Below are 16,616 nucleotides of genomic sequence, written 5' to 3'. Positions count from 1 at the left end.
ATGGACACGACACTCGATTCCGGCACGAACGTTTCGACCGGCACGAACGCGCCGGCCACCTCGACCGGCGACGCCCCGCGCAACCTGCTCGGCCGCCCCGCAACGCGCCATCGCGGCACCGACATCGACGGCGCGACGCTCGAGCCCGAGGCGCTGCGCGTGCGCGATCTCGACCTGAACGCGCTGATCGGCGCGACGACGTTCGAAGGCGCGCTCGCGCACCTGTGGTTCGACGTCGCGCCGGGCAACGCGGCTCATGGCAAGCACGAGGCGGCGATCCGCACGCGGCTCGCGGCGTTCGCCGCGGCGCTGGCGCCCGGCTCGGCCGCGCAGTCCGTCGCCACGGATCTCGGCGCGGCGGGTGTCGCGCCGGTGTTCGCGGCCGCGTCCGGCCTGTTGCGCGGCTTCGACGACGTGACGGCACGCATGCCCGGCAACGCGCCGGACGACGCCGATCTCGACACGATGCTGCTGTGCGCGGCCGCCGCGCCGTTCCTGCTGCATGCGGCGATCGAAGGCCGTCCGTTTGCGGCCGGCACCGACGGCGGCGCTTCGCTCGATACCGCCGCGACGCAAGCGCAACGCATGCTCGTGCTGACCGGCGCGACACGCCACGATGCGCAGGCTCAAGCGGCAATGGACATGCTGCTCGTCGCGTGGCACGCCGGCTTCGGCTACATCACGCCGACCGTGCTCGCGCCGCGCGTCGCGATCGGCACCGGCGTCACGCTCACGCAGGCGATCGCGTCCGGTTTCCTCGCGAGCGGCCCGTCGCACGTCGGCGCGGCACTCGAAGCGATGCACTGGCTCGCCGCGCTCGCACGCTCGGTCCCGGGCGGCATCGACGCACCGCCCGCCGCGCTCGACGCCGCCGGCCGCGCGGCGATCGATGCGGCGCTCGACGCGAAACACACGCTGTACGGCTTCGGCCATCCGCTGTTCGTCGCCGATCCGCGTCCGCCGCACATGCGCGGCTTGTTCGCCGCGCGCGGCTTCGACGGCGCGTACGTGACGCTGTTCGACGCGTGCTGCGCGCAGGCCGACGCCCGCCGCGCGTTGCGGCCGAACATCGATTTCCTGACGGCGGCGACGCTGCTCGAACTCGGTGTCGCCGCGCCGTCGTGGGGCGTCGGTGTCGGGCTCGGCGCGCGCATCGCGGCGATGGCCGCGCATGCGGTCGAGCGCCGGCGCCGCCCGGCCTTCGGCGTCAACAGCGCGACCGCGCGACGGCTGCTGGCCGCCGTGCCGGTCGGCTGGCTGTGAACCTTCATCCATCGACACCATTCAGCAAAAGGAACGTCATGCTGCTCAAGAACCTGCGCCCGGCGAACGACTACGATCGCTTCGCCACCGAAACGCTCGAACCGTGGGACCTGCTGTTCATCAGCCGCATCCGCCAGCTCGCGCGCGGGATGACGCCCGGCGTGATCGCCGACATCGGCACGGCCACCGGCGTCGTGCCGGTGCGGCTCGCCACCGACCCGGCGATGCGCGGCTGGCGCTACGTCGGCATCGACCTCGATCCGGCGATGCTCGACGAAGGCCGCCCGCGCATCCGCGAACTCGATCTCGACGACACGATCGAGATGCGCGTCGGCGACGCGCTCGCGCTGCCGTTCGACGACGGCACGCTGACGATGGCCGTCGGCCGCGCGACGCTGCACCACCTGCCCGACAAGGCACTCAGCCTGACCGAGATGTATCGCGTGCTGGAGCCGGGCGGCATCGCGCTCGTGCACGACATGCGCCGCGACGCGCCGCAGCACCTGCTCGACCGTTTCACCGAGATGCGCGCCGCCGCCGACTATCCGCCGACCCACGTCGAGGAAAAGATCACGCTCGACGAAGCGCATGCGCTCGTCGCCGAAGCCGGCCTCGCGGACGTCGCGTCGATCTACAGCCCGAGCGCCGGGCTCGGCGCGCTCGGCTTCGAGATCCTGCTGAAGAAACCGGCGCTGGCCTGAGCGATGACCGACCTCGCCTTTCTCGCCGCGCACGCCGCCGTGCGGCTCGGCGCCGACGACGTGCACTGCGCGGCAGTCGCGCCCGGCGCGACGCTGCCGCTGTGCGTGACGCCGCGCAGCGCCGAGCTCGCGACCTCGCCGGAGATGTTCGTCGCGTGGTACCGCTCGCGGCTCGACACGATCGACACGCTGCTCGACGCGTGCGGCGCGCTGCTGTGGCGCGGTTTCGCGGTGCCCGACACCGCCGCGTTCGGCCGCCTCGGCGCGCTGTATCCGGCGCACGCGAACGGTTACACGGCGGGCGCCGCGCCGCGCAAGCAGATCGACGGCCAGGTGTACGAATCGACCCGCATGCCGCCGCCGTTCAAGATCGGGCTGCATCAGGAGATGGCCTACATGCCCGCGTTCCCGCGCCTCGTCGCGTTCTATTGCCGGCAGCCGGCCGATGCGGGCGGCGAAACGCCGATCTGCGACATGCGGCGCGTGACGGCGCGCGTGCCGGCCGCGCTGCGCGAACGGTTCGCCGCGCGCGGCGTGATGTACCTGCGCAACTTCGCGGCGCCCGGCGATCGCGCGGACGGCCTCGCCGCCAACCCGAACCTGCCGTTCGCCGAATACCACCGGCCGTGGCACGACGCGTTCGGCACGCGCGACCGCGACGAGGTCGAGCGGCTGTGCGCGGAACGCGGCGTCGGCTGCCGCTGGCTCGACGACGGCAGCGTGACCGTGTCGCACGTCGGCAGCGCGCTGCGCGCGCATCCGCGCACCGGCGAAACCGTCTGGTTCAACCAGGCCAGCGCGCAGCACCCGAACCCGCGCTCGATGGGCGAGCTCAGCTACCGCTACCTGCAGCGCATGTACGGCGCGCGCGCCGCGTTCCCGTACGAGATCCGCTACGGCGACGGCTCGCCGATGCCGTTCGACGATCTCGTCGCGATCTACGATGCGTTCGACGAAGAGGAGCTCGCATTCCCGTGGCAGGCCGGCGACGTGCTCGTCGTCGACAACATGCTGGTCGCGCACGGCCGCAACCCGTACCGGGGCGCGCGCGACACGCAGGTCATGCTGTTCGACTGACAGGAAGCCGACGATGAGCGATTCGTTCCTCGCCTCCGTGCGCGCGCTGTTCGGCCCGCACACCGCGTTCGACCGGCCGCTGCGCACGGCCTCGCAGCCGCTGCCCGATGCGCACGCGCCGGGTGCGGCGCTCGGCGCGCGCGCGATCGACGTCGCGGCCGGCGATTTCCGTTTCTCCGCGCGGCACGTGCGGTTCCGGCTCGGCGCGGTCACGGCGATCGTCGGGCCGAACGGCTCCGGCAAGACCACGCTGCTCGAAACGCTGCTCGGCTTCCGGCGCGGCGGCACCGACGTGCGCGTGCTCGACGTGCCGGCCGCGCGCTTCATGCGCGACACGCCGTCGCTGCGGCGGCTCGGCGCGCAGCTGCAGAAGGTCGAGTATCCCGACCATCTCCGCGTGTCGGAGATCGTCGCGCTGCACCGCGCGATGTACGTGCATGCGGACGACGCGGTCACCGAGGCGCTCGGCATCGCCGAATTGCTCGACAAGCCGTGCCGTGCGCTGTCGAAGGGGCAGCGCCAGCGCGTGGATCTCTACGTGGCGCTTGCGCACCGCCCCGAACTGGCCGTGCTCGACGAACCGTTCACCGGCCTCGACCGTCGTTATGCGGGCGTCGTGATCGACCTGCTGCGCCACCGTGCGCGCGGCACGAGCGTCGCGATGATCTGCCACGCCGAGGAGGAGCTTGCCGTCGTCGACGATCTCGTCTGGGTGCGCGACGGCGGCGTGCGCTACCAGGGCGACAAGGACGCGCTGCGCGCCGAGCTCGTCGGCGAAGCGCGCGCGGTCCTGCATTGCCGCGACGAAGCCGACGCGCGCGCGCTGCGCAAGCGGCTCGCGGCGCTGCCGGGCGTGACCGGCGTGCGCGTGTCGGCCGCGCACGTCGTCGAGGTGTTCGGCGATGCGACGCTGCATCCGAACGTGCACCGCATCGTCGGCGAACAGGGCATCCAGCATCTCGCGCTCGCGCCGAGCACGCCGGGCGACCTGCTGCGCCTCTGTACCGAGGGCCCCGTCCATGACTAAGGTGTTCCTGATTCTCGTGCGCAACGAGCTGCTCGGTTATCTGCGCAGCCGCTCGTCGCTGTTCTGGACGCTCGTGTTCCCGGTGTTCCTGCTGAGCGTGATGCTGTTCGCGTTCGGCGGATCGGGGTCGCTCGGCACCGCCGACATCGCGTTCGACGTGCCCGGCGGCGCGACACCGTACAGCCGCGCATGCGAAGCGCAGATCGTCGCCAGCCTCACGCACAGCGACACGGTGAAGGCGACCTTCGGCGGGCGCGGCGCGGCGGCCGATCGCGTGACCGTCGTGCTCGGCGCCGACGAGCGCACGCCGGCGACGATCCGCTACGACTTCAACGGCTCGCTCGCGGTCAAGGCCGCGTCGCGCGTCGTCGAGATCGCGCTCGCCCGCTGCGCCGCGCAGCGGCTCGGGCTGCCGGCCGCGCAGGCGCGCTTCGAGAACGCGGCACCGGCGCGCCGCCCGTTCGACTATGGCGCGTTCTTCGCGACCGGCATTCTCGTGATGGCGTTCATGGCGATCGGCCTGAACTCGACGACCACCGCGATCGCGTCGCTGCGCGAACGCAATACCTTCAAGCTGTACGTGTGCTTCCCGGTCTCGCGCGGCGTGTTCCTCGCCGCGCTGATCGTCGCGCGGATGGTGATGATGGCGCTGTCGGCGCTCGTGCTGCTGACGGTCGCACGTGTCGCGTTCGGCATCGCGCTGCCGATCGCGACGCCGGACGGGCTGCGTGCATTGCCGATCGTGCTGCTCGGCGCGGCGATGGTGCTCAGCATCGGCGTGCTGCTCGCGAGCCGCACGCGGTCGCTCGCGGCCGCCGAACTCGCGTGCAACGTCACCTACTACCCGCTGCTGTTCTTCAGCGACCTGACGATCCCGATGCACGACGCACCGGCCTGGCTCAAGGCGGTACTCGCATTCCTGCCGACCAACCAGTTCGCCGTCGCGCTGCGCGGCGCGCTGGTCGACGGCGCCCCGTACGCGCAGCTCGCGCCGCAACTGCTCGGCATGACCGCGAGCACGGCGCTGTTCCTGTTCGCCGCCGCGCGGCTGTTCCGCTGGCACGACGCATGACGCGTCGCCCATCGTTTCGACGTTTCGACGAAGGAGAATCTCCCGATGAAATCGAGCAATCCCATCACCGACTACCTGCTGCACGCGAGCAACTTCCTGCCGGCGATCGTGTTCCTGTTCTACGGCCGGCTCGGGCCCGGACAGCCGGACGTGCGCTGGACGCACGCGTTCCTGATCGGCGGCGTGCTCGCGCTCGTGCACGGCGCATGGCTGATCCGCCGCGCGGACCGCAACAGCATCGCGATCGGCGTCGACCTGTTCCTCGTGATCGGCGCGGTGCTGGCGCTCGTGTCGCCGACAGGTAGCCGTTTGTGGGGAGAAGAACTCGGGCCGACCGCGATGCTCGTGTGCGTGCTGGTCGTCGGCATCGTGCATACCGCGTGGTCGGACGGTGGGTTCGTCGACGGCACGTTCGTCGACCATGCGCGCGCCCGTTCGCTGTCGATCGTGCTGCTCGCCGTCACCGTCGTCGCGCTCGCGGTGTCGATCGCGATGCGCCACAGCCCGCTGTGGGGCGGCGTCGTGCCGCTGATCGCGCTGGTCGTCGTGCGCGGCCGCCTGCGCAAGCAGCTCGTGCGGGCCGGCTGACGATGAGCGCGCTGCCCGACCGCGCCGCGCAACGGCACGCGCTCGCCGCGACGCTCGGCGACGGCTGGCTCGACGGTGCGTCGGCCGAAGCCTGCGAGCCGTACGCGACGGACGTGACGCAACACGGCGGCCTCGCGCTCGGTGTCGCGCGGCCGGCGTCGACCGCCGACACGAGCGCGCTCGCGCGGGTCGCCGTCGCGCACCGTGTCGCGCTCGTCGCGCAGGGGGCACGGACCGGGCTCGTCGGCGCCGCCGTGCCCGATCGCAGCGGCACGCAATGCGTGGTGTCGTTCGACCGGATGCGCGCCGTTCGCGCGTTCGACGCGGCGAATCGCAGCATCACGGTCGAGGCCGGCGCGCGGCTGTCCGACATCAACCGCGTGGCGGCCGACGCCGGCCTCTGCCTGCCGATCGACCTCGGCAGCGATCCGGCGGCCGGCGGCCTCGTCGGCGCCAACGCGGGCGGCAGCCGCCTGATCAAGTACGGCGACGTGCGCCGCAACGTGCTCGGCGTCGAAGTCGTGCTCGCCGACGCGGCGGGCACCGTGATCGACGCGCTCGCGCCGCTTCGCAAGCGCAACGCGGGCTTCGACGTCACGCAATGCTTCATCGGCGCGAACGGCGCCCACGGGCTCGTGACGGCCGTGTCGTTCGCGCTCGCACCGCTCGAACGGTCGTCGTGTGCCGCGTTCGTCGCGTTTGCGTCGTACGACGCAGCGCTCGCCGGGCTGCTCGCGTTCGAGCGCGCGTTCGGCGAGATGCTGTCGGCGTTCGAATTCATGTCGGCCGCGGCCGTCGGTTGCGTCGCCGCCGCGTTTCCGGCGCTGCGCATCCCGTTTGAAGCGGATGCCGCCGCATGCTACGCGCTCGTCGAGATCGCGACCGGCATGCCGGGGCTCGACGGGCTGCTCGAGGATCGCGCGATTGCGACGCTCGACACGCTGGCGGGTGAACGCGTGGTACTCGACGCGGCCTGCGCGCCGGCCGAACGGTTCTGGCGGATCCGCGATGCACTGCCGGTTGCGGTTGCGCAGCACGGCATTCCGCTGTCGTTCGACGTGTCGTTTCCGCGCGGCGCGCTGGCCGCATTCGTCGCCGATGCCGAGCAATGGATCGCGGCGGCGCATCCGTCGCTGCGCTGCCACGCATTCGGTCATTTCGGCGACGGCGGCTGCCATCTTGTCGTGTCGATCCCCCACGCCGGCGCGGAACGCTACGGGCCGCTGCAGCAGGTGGCGCTGCGCGGCGCGCTGTACGAGCGCGTCGTGCGGGCCGGCGGCTGCTTCAGCGCGGAGCATGGGGTCGGGCCGGTCAACGTCGCGTATTACCGCAAGCACGTGCCGGCCGCGCATCGGGAACTCGCCGCCGCCGTCCAGCACGCCGTCGATCCGTTGGGGTTGATCGGGCGGGTCCGCTATTGATGCGCCGATTCGCGGCGCCAGGGAGAATTTGCATGATGCTTCGACACCCGTCCGGCCTGGGCCCGGGTACGGATTCCGAACCGGGTACCGACCCGCCGCTCTCCGGCATTCCGGCCACGCTGCCCGACTCGGGGGCCGTGATCAACGTGCGAGGAGTGGCCTACGTGATTCCGCTGCCGCCCCGCGATCATGCGCGCCCGGCGTTGTGGCGCGAGCTGGCGGACCGGCGCGACGAACGGTCGGCCGATGGAAACGGCGAGCCGGATACGCAGCAGGATTGAGCGGGCATGTGCATTCCGTTGAATTGAAAGGGCGCCACGCAAACGAACGCGGCGCCGGACAACCTCGGTCGTCCGGCGCCGCGTCAGGCAACGCATCCGGTCAGAACACCGCGTGCCCGCTGATCACGCTGGGCAGCCAGGTCGAGAAGAACGGCATGTAAGTGACGATGTTGATCGCACTGAAAATCGCGAGGTAATACGGCCACGCCATCTTCGTCGTCTCCCCGATCGACACGTTGCCGATCGCGCAGCCGACGAACTGCACCGAGCCGATCGGCGGATGCACGAGGCCGAGCGAGCAGTTCAGCAGCAGCATGATCCCGAACTGCACCGGCCCGACACCGCACGCCATCGCGATCGGCAGGAACAGCGGCGTCGTGATCAGGATGTGCGCGGCCATGTCGACGAACGTGCCGAGGAACACCTGGATGATGTTGATGTACAGCAGCATCAGCCACGGCGCGGCGGTCGACTGCTTCAGCAACCCCTCGATCGCATCCGGAATCTCCAGGTACGACATCTGGAAGCGCAGCATGTTGGACACCGCGATCAGCAGCAGCACGACCCCCGTCGTGCGCGCCGCATGCGACAGCGCGCGGCGCAGCTTCTCGGCCGTCAGCGTGCGGTACACGACCGCGGTCAGCACGAGCGAGTACACGACGGCGATCGCGGCGGCTTCGGTCGCGGTCGCGATCCCCTTCGCGACGCACACGAGGATGATCGCGATCACCATCAGCCCGGGCACCGCGCCGACGAAGCTGCGCAGCACCGCATACCAGCCGGGAAACGCGGGCAGCGCGGACGAACCGTCTTCGCGGCGCGGGTAGCCGTGGCGCACCGCCTGCCAGTACGCGGCGGCGAGCACGAAGCCCATCACCCACAACACCGGCAGCAGCCCGGAAAACAGCAGGTCGCCGATCGACACGCCGCTCACCGGCTGGCCGTGCAGCATTCCGGTAATGCCCTGCGCGGCGAACGCGTAGATGATCATGTTGGTCGACGTCGGCATCAGCGCGCCGGCGAGCGACGCGTGCGTCGTCACGTTGACCGCGTACGCGGCGCTGTAGCCTTCGCGCTTCATCAGCGGAATCACCACGCCGCCCATCGCCGACGTATCAGCGGTCGGCGAACCCGACACGCCGCCGAACAGCGTGCAGGCGACGACGTTCGCCATCCCGAGGCCGCCGCGGAAGTGGCCGACGGTCGCCTGCGCGAAGCGCAGGATCCGGTCCGCGATGCCGCCGTGCAGCATCAGTTCGCCGGAGAAGATGAAGAACGGCACCGCGAGGAACGAGAACGCATTCATTCCCGAGATCATCGCCTGCATCGCGGTCGCGATCGGCAGGCCTTCGACCATATAGGTCAGCACGCAGGCGATGCCGAGCGCGAACGACACGGGCACACCGAGCACGAGGAAAATCAGAAAACTGACGGACAGGATCGCGAGTTCCATGGCGTTATTGCCCCGGCGAAGAACGACGAAGCGCGAGCAGGTGCTCGAGCGAGAAGAGGATGATGGCGATCGCGGCCGGCATCGCGATCAGGTAGCGCACGCCTTCGGGCAGCCCGATGATCGGAATGCGGTCGCCCATCGTCTCGGCGGCCATGCTGCCGCAGCCGGCCATGATCATGATCGCGAACGCGATCATGATCATGTGCTGGATCGCGAACACCACCGTGCGCGACCTGGGCGGCAGCCGGCGCACGAGCGAATCGAGGCCGATGTGTCCACCGTCGCGCACCTTCATCGCCGCGCCGAACATCGCGATCACGATCACGAGCAGCAGCGCGATCGGCTCCACGAAATCCGGCGCGTTCTCGAACACGTAGCGCATCACGACCGCGTAGAACACCAGCACCGTCAGCACCGCGAGGCACGCCGACGCGATCACCGCCAGCACGCGGAACAGCACGTCGTTCACGCAGCGCAGGAGCGGCGCGGCATGCGGCCGCGCCGGCCCCGTGCCGTCCGGAGCGGCGGCCGCCCCGCCGGCGGCCGCGGCGCCGTTCAGGGAAGTGCGACGCGTCACTTGGTGGCCTCGATCTCGTCGACGATCTGCTTCATCTGCGGCGTTTTCTCGTACTTCGTCCACAGCGGCTGCATCGCCTTCACGAACGCCGCGCGATCGATCTGCGCGGCCGGCAGGACCTTCGCGCCGCCCTTCGTCACCGCCTGCTGCGCGGACGCCTCTCGTGCGGTCCACAGCTTCTGGTAGTACGGCACCGAATCGGCCGCGGCCTTCCTGATCGCCGCCTGCTCCTGCGGCGACAGCGTGTCCCAGACCTTCTTCGAGAACACCAGCACTTCCGGCGTCATCGCGTGCTGCGTCTCCGAGTAGTCGGGCGCCACTTCGTAGTGCTTGGTTTCCTCGTACGACGGCATGTTGTTTTCAGCCGCGTCGACGAGGCCCGTCTTCAGCCCCGTGTACACCTCGGCGAACGGCATCGGCGTCGGCGTGCCGCCCATCGCCTTGATCTCGTCGACCATCAGGTCGGACGGTTGCACGCGCACCTTCAGCCCCTTCATGTCGGCCGGCGAGCGCACCGGGCGCTTCGCGTAGATCGAGCGCGCGCCGCTCTCGTAGAACGTCAGCGCGATCATCCCTTTCGCGGTGAACGCGTCCAGGATCTTCTGGCCGGCCGGGCCGTACATCGCCTTGCGGAAATGATCGACGTCGCGGAACAGGAACGGGAACGACGGGATCAGCGATTCCGGCACGATCTCGTTGAACGACGCACCGTTTACGCGCGCCATGTCGATCGCGCCGATCCGCACCTGGTCGACCGTGTCCTTCTCCGAGCCGAGCGCGCTGTTGCCGAACACCTTGATCGAATCCTTGCCGCCCGTCTGCTTCGACAGTTCGTCGCCCATGAACTTCACGGCCATGTTGGTCGGGAAGTTGTCGCCATGCACGTCCGCCGAGCGGAACACGCGCGCCTGGGCGGACATCGCGAAGCCGGCCAGTAGCGCAACGGCCAGGGCGGTACGGGAGCGGGTGAATCGGTGCTTCATCGTCAGTCTCCTTGATGGTTGTACTCGTTGTCGCGCGGCGAGCGGCCGGCATGCGCACGCTTCGACGCCGTGCTCACCGGCCGCAGAGTCATACGTCGTATGACGTGTTGACGCGAATGTACGTCGGTTAATCGTTTAACTCACTTGGTGCATACCCGTAGAACCGCAGCCACGATGGGTTTGCAGCGAATTTCGGGGAATCGTATTCTCTGTTTAGGTGGCGCCATGCGAAACGTTTTCCGGAAGCGGATTCGCATTTGCGGCGAGCGGCTGGCTGATTGCTCAGGCTGACAGGCGAAATCGATCGCCCGCTTCGCTTTTCATTGTCGTAGGATGACTGATCTCAACGCATGTACGTCGGCGCAATGTCATGCGCACGCGCCGCCGGCGGCGCGATTCAGGAAGGAAAGAACGACGGGGAAAGCGTGCAGCGACAGGCGCGGCCGCCTGCCGTTGCCGTCATGTCTGCATGACCAGCGACGTCAGTTGCGCCGCGCGCGCCACGGCCGTCTTCGCGTAGATCGACTTGATCTGCGTGCGGATCGTGCCGATCGACACGCCGCGCAGCCCCGCGCACTCCTGCGGCGACAGCCCGTCGCAGCACAGCAGCACGGCGAGATCCGCCTCTGCCGACGACAGTCCGTAGAACACGCGCAGCCGCTGCGCGCGGGCCGACGGCGAACGCAGGTCGGCGGCCGTCATCAGCGTCGCGACGCCCGGCCGCTCGCGCATCAGGCGCGACTGCTCGGGCACCGGCATCAACGCGAGCGGCAACGGTTCGCCCGTCGCGCGCCGCAACAACAGCCCGCCGCGCGCGTACGCGTGCCGCCATTGCACATCGTCGACGCAGCCTTCCGGCGCGAAACGCCCGTTCACCACCCGCAACGCCGGCTCCGCCGCGATCAGCTGATCGGCCGCGCGATTCGTATAGCGCAATTCGCGCTGCGCGCCGAGCAGGAACACCGGCACCGGAATCGCATCGAGCGCCGATTCGGCCGCGGCCACGCGCGCCTCGAGCTCGCCGATCCGCGCCTGGATCTGCAGCGCGCGGCTGATGTGCATGCCCATGTTTTCGATCGCGCGGCGCTGATCGTCGGACAGCCCCTGCGATTCGAGGCCGCCCTGGACGCTGAGGAATGCGCCCGAACCCTCGCCGCGATGAATGTACAGGCCCGAGATGCTGCCGATCCCATAAGGGTGAAGGAACTCCTGGTAGAACTCGCTGTGCGCGCGCTGGTGCGCGGACAGGTGCCTGACGTCCTCGAACCAGCGGCCCGCCGGCCAGTTGCCGGCGACCGGCACGACCGGGTCGTACCGATAGAACTCGGTGTTGTACGTGTGATAACACGCGGCGACCCATGACGCGTCGTCACCCGCCGCCTTCTCGATCGCCGGCACCCGCGCCGCGTCGTCGAACGACAGCAGCGTGACCATGCGCACGCCGACCCACGATCGCAGCCCGTCCAGCACCGTTTCCCAGCGCTGATCGCCCAGTGCCGCGGCATAGACGTCATCGATCCATGCCGATGGAATCAACCCGTTCATTTGCATCTGGCCACCCCGCGCCGTGCGTTTTTGTCGAACGTCTTCTGCGCATCTTAGTCAATTGGCGCCAGCGTTTGAATCACTCGTTCGCATTTGGTCGAAATACGACGTTTGTTACCGTTTATCGTCAGACGTAATGGGCATTTTTCCGGCGCCATGGGCCCAATCGAATCCGGCGCACACGGGGTGGCGCGCTTTTCTTCCGGACCGCGGTATGCCATGATGCGACGCATGACGATTCGAAACACCACGCACTCGCTGCACCATCACCACGGACGCCCCCTGTTGCGCCGTGGTTCGTTTCGCATCTAGCAATTGCATCGGGTGAATGCCCGATCAAGACGACAACCAAGGCGCCTGCGGCGCCTTTTTTGTTTTTTGCCGCCTTAAAAACCTGCTGCGCCGATCAATCGATACCGTACGGAGTGTTTTCAATGCAACAGACCTGGAAAGAAGTCGCCTTGTCGGATCTGCCGCTGCGCGAGGACCTCAGGTTGCAGCACGCGTACGAGGCGCCGCAGCTCGACGTGCCGGTCTGCCTGAACGTCAACGAGAATCCCTACCCGCCGTCGCCCGCGCTCGTCGAGCGCATCGCGACCGCGGTGGCCGACGCCGCGCGCGCGGCGAACCGCTATCCCGATCGCGAGTTTGCCGGGCTGCGATCGCATCTGGCGGCGTATCTGACGCACGACACCGGCGTGACGGTCGACGCAGCGGGCATCTGGGCCGCCAACGGCTCGAATGAGGTGATCCAGCAGATCCTGCAGGCATTCGGCGGCCCGGGGCGATCGGCGCTGGCCTTTACGCCCGCGTATCCCATGTATGACGAATACTGCCGCACGACTTTCACGCGCCTCCATACGTTGCCGCGCACCGGCGATTTCGCGCTGGACGTGGATCAGGCGCTCGACAGTATCCGCGCGCACCAGCCGGACGTGGTGCTGCTGACGTCGCCGAACAACCCGACCGGAACCGCGCTGCCGGTCGGCGATATTCGCGCCATCCTCGACGTCGCGCCGGGCGTGGTCGTCGTCGACGAAGCCTATGCGGAGTTCCGGCGTCACGGCGTACCCAGCGCGGTGACGCTGCTACCGGATCATCCGCGGCTCATCGTGACCCGCACGTTGAGCAAGGCATTCAAGTTCGCGGGCGGCCGCGTCGGGTATTGCGCGTGCGCGCCCGCGGTCGTGCAGGCGCTGAAGCTGGTTCGCTTGCCCTACCACCTGTCCGCCTTCACCCAGGCGGCGGCCTGCGCGGCGCTGGTCGCGCGCGACGAGATGCTGTCGCAAGTCGAGACGATCAAGGCCGAGCGCGATTCGACCGTCGGCTGGCTGCGCGGCCTGGGCCTCACGGTGGCCGATTCGGATGCGAACTTCGTGATGTTCGGCGAGTTTGCCGACCGGCACCGGATCTGGAGCGGCCTGCTGCGCCACGGCGTCCTGATTCGCGAATCGGGCCCGCCCGCGTATCTGCGCGTGTCCCTCGGCACCGCTGCGGAGATGGCCGCATTCCGTGCGGCCCTGCTTGATGTGATGGCGGCCGGATAAGCGACCGGCCATCCGGTCGACGACGCGACGGGAAACGTGCCGGCGCCGTATCCGACGATGCACTTACTTCATCGCCGCGAAGCGCATTTCCATCTCGTCGATCTTCGCGAGCACCGCTTCGCTGAGCTTTCTGATGTGGCGCGGCACATCGGGCGCCGACAGCAGCTCCTCGATTCGCCCGCGCCAGTAGCTCGGATGCCGCACGCGCCCCGCGCCCGACATCGACACATCGTCAGCGTTCTGTTCGCTGTCCAGGAGAGCCACCATCCTCTGGATGTGAGAGAGCTCTCGTTCCACATAGTCTCGTGCCAGCATATTGATTGAAATTCCCCGAAATACGACAGCAGGCCTTCCGTCATCAACGCGCCATCGTGTTGCGATGAAAGCGACTCACCGCACACGTCGAACGCCATCGTACGCAGAAGCTGTGTCAATAAACTGCGTGGGCATGTGTTGATTTCGACCCGGAATGGCGGGCCTGCCCGCTTGTTCTGATGCCATCCGCCCCCGATGCCCTGTGGTCAATCGTAGGCTTGCTGTCGGGCAATGGCATCTCCCAAAGTGGGGATGCCGGCAGATATTGGCAGGGGGATTTCCGGAAATCGTGGGGCGTCGGGAGGCGCGCATGCAGCGGCCGGCCGGGGATGAATTCGCGATCGGCTGGCTACTTGAATGGCGTGCAACCGGCGCACTGCCGCCGGGCAGGCAAGGGGCGAGGACTTGCAGCGCGCATGAGCGTGGCCCGGGATTCGTGTTCACGACGATCGCGGACTGGAACGCGTGGCGCGTGGTGTGTGGCGTCCATCGTGCGCCGTGCACGTCGAAAACGTTTGCGCCTGCGTGACGCGCCAGCGTGCGAGATTGTTTCGACACGGCGTGCGCGACGGCGCGGCCCACTTGCCCGGCTCGCCGCGCGCATTCACATCGCCGGTATCGAACGCCGCCTGACGCTTCGTCGAATCCTTTTGATCGGGCAACCTGTCGAAGTCCATCGGCGGGTGTTTTTTAGGTATTGAAAGCGCTTGTCGGTAGTGACTCGCATGTCACGCGCGAATATCCCGATGTTTCGCGAAACGACCTACCTGAGCGATACAGCCCGTCGGAATCAGATACCGGCATTGCCCTGCTTCAACCCGAAAATGAAATCCGCTTCCACCGATGCACCTTTGGGCAATTGCAGCACGCCGACCGACGTACGCGTATGAACACCGGCGTCGCCAAGCACTGCATACAAAACATCGGATGCGCCGTCGGCAACTTCGCTTTGCATCGTGAAGCCGGGTGCACTTCGCACATACACGGTCATGCGCGGCACCGCCGCTATTACGTCAAGCGTGCCGCAGCGCTTTCTGATCAGCGAGAGCGCACGCAGTGCCGATACGCCGGCAGCCCGGCGACCTTCATCGAGCGAAACGGATTCCCCCACTACGCCAACGAAATGCACCACTTCGCCGATCCGTGGAATCTGGCCGGCAATATAGGCCGAATTCCCGTCGACCAGAATGGGGATGTACTTTCCACCAATCCTGATTTCCTCGTCCGGATTGAAGCCGAATTCGGCGGCAATCTGAATCAGCTTCTCGTCTCTGTTCATCAGTGAATTCCCCGATACTTCATAAAAATGTAAAGAGTCGTTAAATCCCGGTTGCCTGTCTTGAAGAAGAAAACCCGTGCGATCGGTCAACTTGACATGCTGGTGCCGTTAAAGATGCCCGGGTAATCCTCTACGTGTTCGTCAATACGACACACTTCTCAGGTGTTCGAAGCAGTCCTGCATCGCCATATTGACGACAAAACACGTAGTCGGCGAATTTTCCTCAAAATTTTCCGTTGAAACCGCTATCATGTGAGTACTCAAACCTGAAGAGCGATACATGGCAACGTACAAGGAACTGAAAGCCCAGATGGAAGCTTTGGCCGAGAAAGCCGAAGCTGCACGTGCCGCGGAATTCCAGGCGATCGTCGACGACATCCGCACCAAGGTTGCGGAATTCGGCATTACCGAGAAGGACATTTTCGGTAACCGTCGCGGTCGTCCGGCCAAGCAAGCGGCCGCCCCCGTGCAGGCAAAGTATCGCGACCCGAAGACCGGGGCAACCTGGTCGGGCCGCGGTCGCGCGCCCGCATGGATCAAGGACGCGAAGAATCGCAATCGATTCCTGATCCAGGAATAGGATTCTCGACGCGTACCGGCGCGCGATTTTGCGCGCCGTCCTGCTATTTGGGCATCGATACCGGCGGTATTCAACGACCGTGCCGGGTTGATGAGGCTTTGTCTCATTCGGCGCGCGGCGGCATGCTGCGCGCCGGATCGCATTCGGCCCCGCCCTCGCACTATTTCCTGATTCAACGTTCGTAATAGATCGCAAGCCAGACGGTTTGCGTTTCTTCGTGCGTCCACGCAACGCGATGGCGGCAATGCGGCTCGATCAGCACGTAGTCGCCGGGATGCATTTCATGGCGCGTCGGGCCTTCCTCGAATTCGAGCACCGCCGCTCCCGACAACAGCACGACCCATTCGGCACGTGCGTCGTCATACCAGAAACCATCCGGGCTCGTGTGGCCCATCGATACGATTCGCTCGACGTTCAGATGCTGGCCCGTGACGAGGAGGTCGATTTTTTCGTCCTCATCGCGCCGGACATCGGCGGTGAACAGGTTGCCGGTTTGAAGTTGCATGGGTTGGCCTCGTCGGCGGTATTGGATGGGCGCCAGGGTTGACGGTGGCGGGAAAGGTTCACTGTAGCCCAATGGATGCGATTGGAACCGGCTCGTTTCGTTGGAAGAAGACGATGGGGGTGCCTATTTCCCTGATCGGCCAGGATCAGCCATCCGATGTTTTTGCCACAACGAGCTGATGAACGAGGGCTTGAGTTCATTGCGCTATGCTCTCGCTCAGGTCAACATCCGGTCCATGCCATGCGCGTTTTTGCTCCTCTTGTCGTCGCTTTCCCAGTGCCCTCCTTGCACGGGTTGCGTGTCCCATTGATCGCACTCGCCTGCGGGCTAACCAGCGCTTCCTCGCTAGCCGAGGATGTCAATTGGCCGGAGTTGCCCAATACGTGCTTCGTAAGCCAGCGG

The 16,616-nt window shown here is 67.3% G+C and carries 17 protein-coding genes; 10 read left to right on the top strand and 7 right to left on the bottom strand.

From position 1 onward, the window contains the following. Genes FOZ70_RS36665 through FOZ70_RS36630 form a run of 8 tightly spaced genes read left to right on the top strand, consistent with a single transcriptional unit; the run spans position 1 to position 7,430 of the window. A complete protein-coding gene (locus tag FOZ70_RS36665) occupies positions 1–1,263 on the top strand; it encodes a citrate/2-methylcitrate synthase (RefSeq protein ID WP_219707840.1) in 1,263 nt (420 codons plus the stop codon). A 38-nt stretch (positions 1,264–1,301) separates the two neighbouring features. Continuing rightward, a complete protein-coding gene (locus FOZ70_RS36660; RefSeq protein WP_021160286.1) occupies positions 1,302–1,964 on the top strand; it encodes a class I SAM-dependent methyltransferase in 663 nt (220 codons plus the stop codon). Positions 1,965–1,967: 3 nt separating this feature from the next. Further along, on the top strand, positions 1,968–3,041 hold the full coding sequence (locus FOZ70_RS36655; protein WP_048027529.1) for a TauD/TfdA family dioxygenase: 1,074 nt from the start codon (positions 1,968–1,970) through the stop codon (positions 3,039–3,041). Between the two features lie 13 nt (positions 3,042–3,054). Next, positions 3,055–4,068: an ABC transporter ATP-binding protein gene (locus FOZ70_RS36650; protein ID WP_219707839.1), complete on the top strand. Its 1,014-nt coding sequence runs from the start codon at positions 3,055–3,057 to the stop codon at positions 4,066–4,068. After that, the gene (locus FOZ70_RS36645) at positions 4,061–5,140 is read left to right on the top strand and encodes an ABC transporter permease (protein ID WP_027792024.1); all 1,080 of its coding nucleotides are present in this window, start codon (positions 4,061–4,063) and stop codon (positions 5,138–5,140) included. Before FOZ70_RS36650 ends, FOZ70_RS36645 begins: the two co-directional genes overlap by 8 nt. A gap of 45 nt (positions 5,141–5,185) precedes the next feature. After that, positions 5,186–5,728, top strand: coding sequence for a hypothetical protein (locus FOZ70_RS36640; RefSeq protein WP_059620343.1), 543 nt, complete (start codon positions 5,186–5,188; stop codon positions 5,726–5,728). A gap of 2 nt (positions 5,729–5,730) precedes the next feature. Then, positions 5,731–7,149, top strand: coding sequence for an FAD-binding oxidoreductase (locus tag FOZ70_RS36635; RefSeq protein WP_219707838.1), 1,419 nt, complete (start codon positions 5,731–5,733; stop codon positions 7,147–7,149). A 32-nt stretch (positions 7,150–7,181) separates the two neighbouring features. Next, positions 7,182–7,430, top strand: coding sequence for a hypothetical protein (locus FOZ70_RS36630; protein WP_059863193.1), 249 nt, complete (start codon positions 7,182–7,184; stop codon positions 7,428–7,430). Between the two features lie 100 nt (positions 7,431–7,530). Here the strand turns inward: FOZ70_RS36630 and FOZ70_RS36625 are convergent, their stop codons facing one another. From FOZ70_RS36625 to FOZ70_RS36610, 4 genes are all read right to left on the bottom strand, one after another. Continuing rightward, positions 7,531–8,883, bottom strand: coding sequence for a TRAP transporter large permease (locus FOZ70_RS36625; RefSeq protein ID WP_048027547.1), 1,353 nt, complete (start codon positions 8,881–8,883; stop codon positions 7,531–7,533). 4 nt (positions 8,884–8,887) lie between these two features. Then, complete coding sequence (locus FOZ70_RS36620; RefSeq protein WP_219707837.1) at positions 8,888–9,460, bottom strand: TRAP transporter small permease; 573 nt, start codon at positions 9,458–9,460, stop codon at positions 8,888–8,890. Further along, positions 9,457–10,443 carry a TRAP transporter substrate-binding protein gene (locus tag FOZ70_RS36615; protein ID WP_048027553.1) on the bottom strand — a complete coding sequence of 329 codons (987 nt, stop codon included), beginning with the start codon at positions 10,441–10,443 and terminating at the stop codon, positions 9,457–9,459. The genes FOZ70_RS36620 and FOZ70_RS36615 overlap by 4 nt, the downstream gene beginning before the upstream one ends. Before the next feature lie 459 nt (positions 10,444–10,902). Next, entirely contained in the window at positions 10,903–11,988 is a 1,086-nt protein-coding gene (locus FOZ70_RS36610) for a helix-turn-helix transcriptional regulator (RefSeq protein ID WP_224051602.1), read from the bottom strand. A 434-nt stretch (positions 11,989–12,422) separates the two neighbouring features. On the opposite strand from FOZ70_RS36610, the gene FOZ70_RS36605 reads away from it, so the two are divergent. Continuing rightward, positions 12,423–13,535, top strand: coding sequence for a histidinol-phosphate transaminase (locus tag FOZ70_RS36605; RefSeq protein ID WP_219707836.1), 1,113 nt, complete (start codon positions 12,423–12,425; stop codon positions 13,533–13,535). A gap of 63 nt (positions 13,536–13,598) precedes the next feature. On the opposite strand, the gene FOZ70_RS36600 is transcribed toward FOZ70_RS36605, so the two are convergent. Continuing rightward, positions 13,599–13,850 carry a hypothetical protein gene (locus FOZ70_RS36600; protein WP_042975551.1) on the bottom strand — a complete coding sequence of 84 codons (252 nt, stop codon included), beginning with the start codon at positions 13,848–13,850 and terminating at the stop codon, positions 13,599–13,601. Positions 13,851–14,640: 790 nt separating this feature from the next. Further along, entirely contained in the window at positions 14,641–15,129 is a 489-nt protein-coding gene (locus FOZ70_RS36595) for a RidA family protein (protein WP_219707847.1), read from the bottom strand. Positions 15,130–15,409: 280 nt separating this feature from the next. Here FOZ70_RS36595 and FOZ70_RS36590 point away from each other — a divergent pair, with 280 nt between their 5' ends. Further along, a complete protein-coding gene (locus FOZ70_RS36590) occupies positions 15,410–15,709 on the top strand; it encodes an H-NS histone family protein (RefSeq protein ID WP_021160271.1) in 300 nt (99 codons plus the stop codon). 172 nt (positions 15,710–15,881) lie between these two features. On the opposite strand, the gene FOZ70_RS36585 is transcribed toward FOZ70_RS36590, so the two are convergent. Beyond that, positions 15,882–16,214: a cupin domain-containing protein gene (locus FOZ70_RS36585; RefSeq protein ID WP_219707835.1), complete on the bottom strand. Its 333-nt coding sequence runs from the start codon at positions 16,212–16,214 to the stop codon at positions 15,882–15,884. Between the last annotated feature and the right edge of the window lie 402 nt (positions 16,215–16,616).

This window comes from Burkholderia sp. COPS (assembly GCF_019425585.1).
Classification (GTDB): Bacteria; Pseudomonadota; Gammaproteobacteria; order Burkholderiales; family Burkholderiaceae; genus Burkholderia; species Burkholderia cepacia.
Note: the sequence above shows the minus strand (reverse complement) of the source record. Positions and strands in the feature narration are given on the sequence as shown.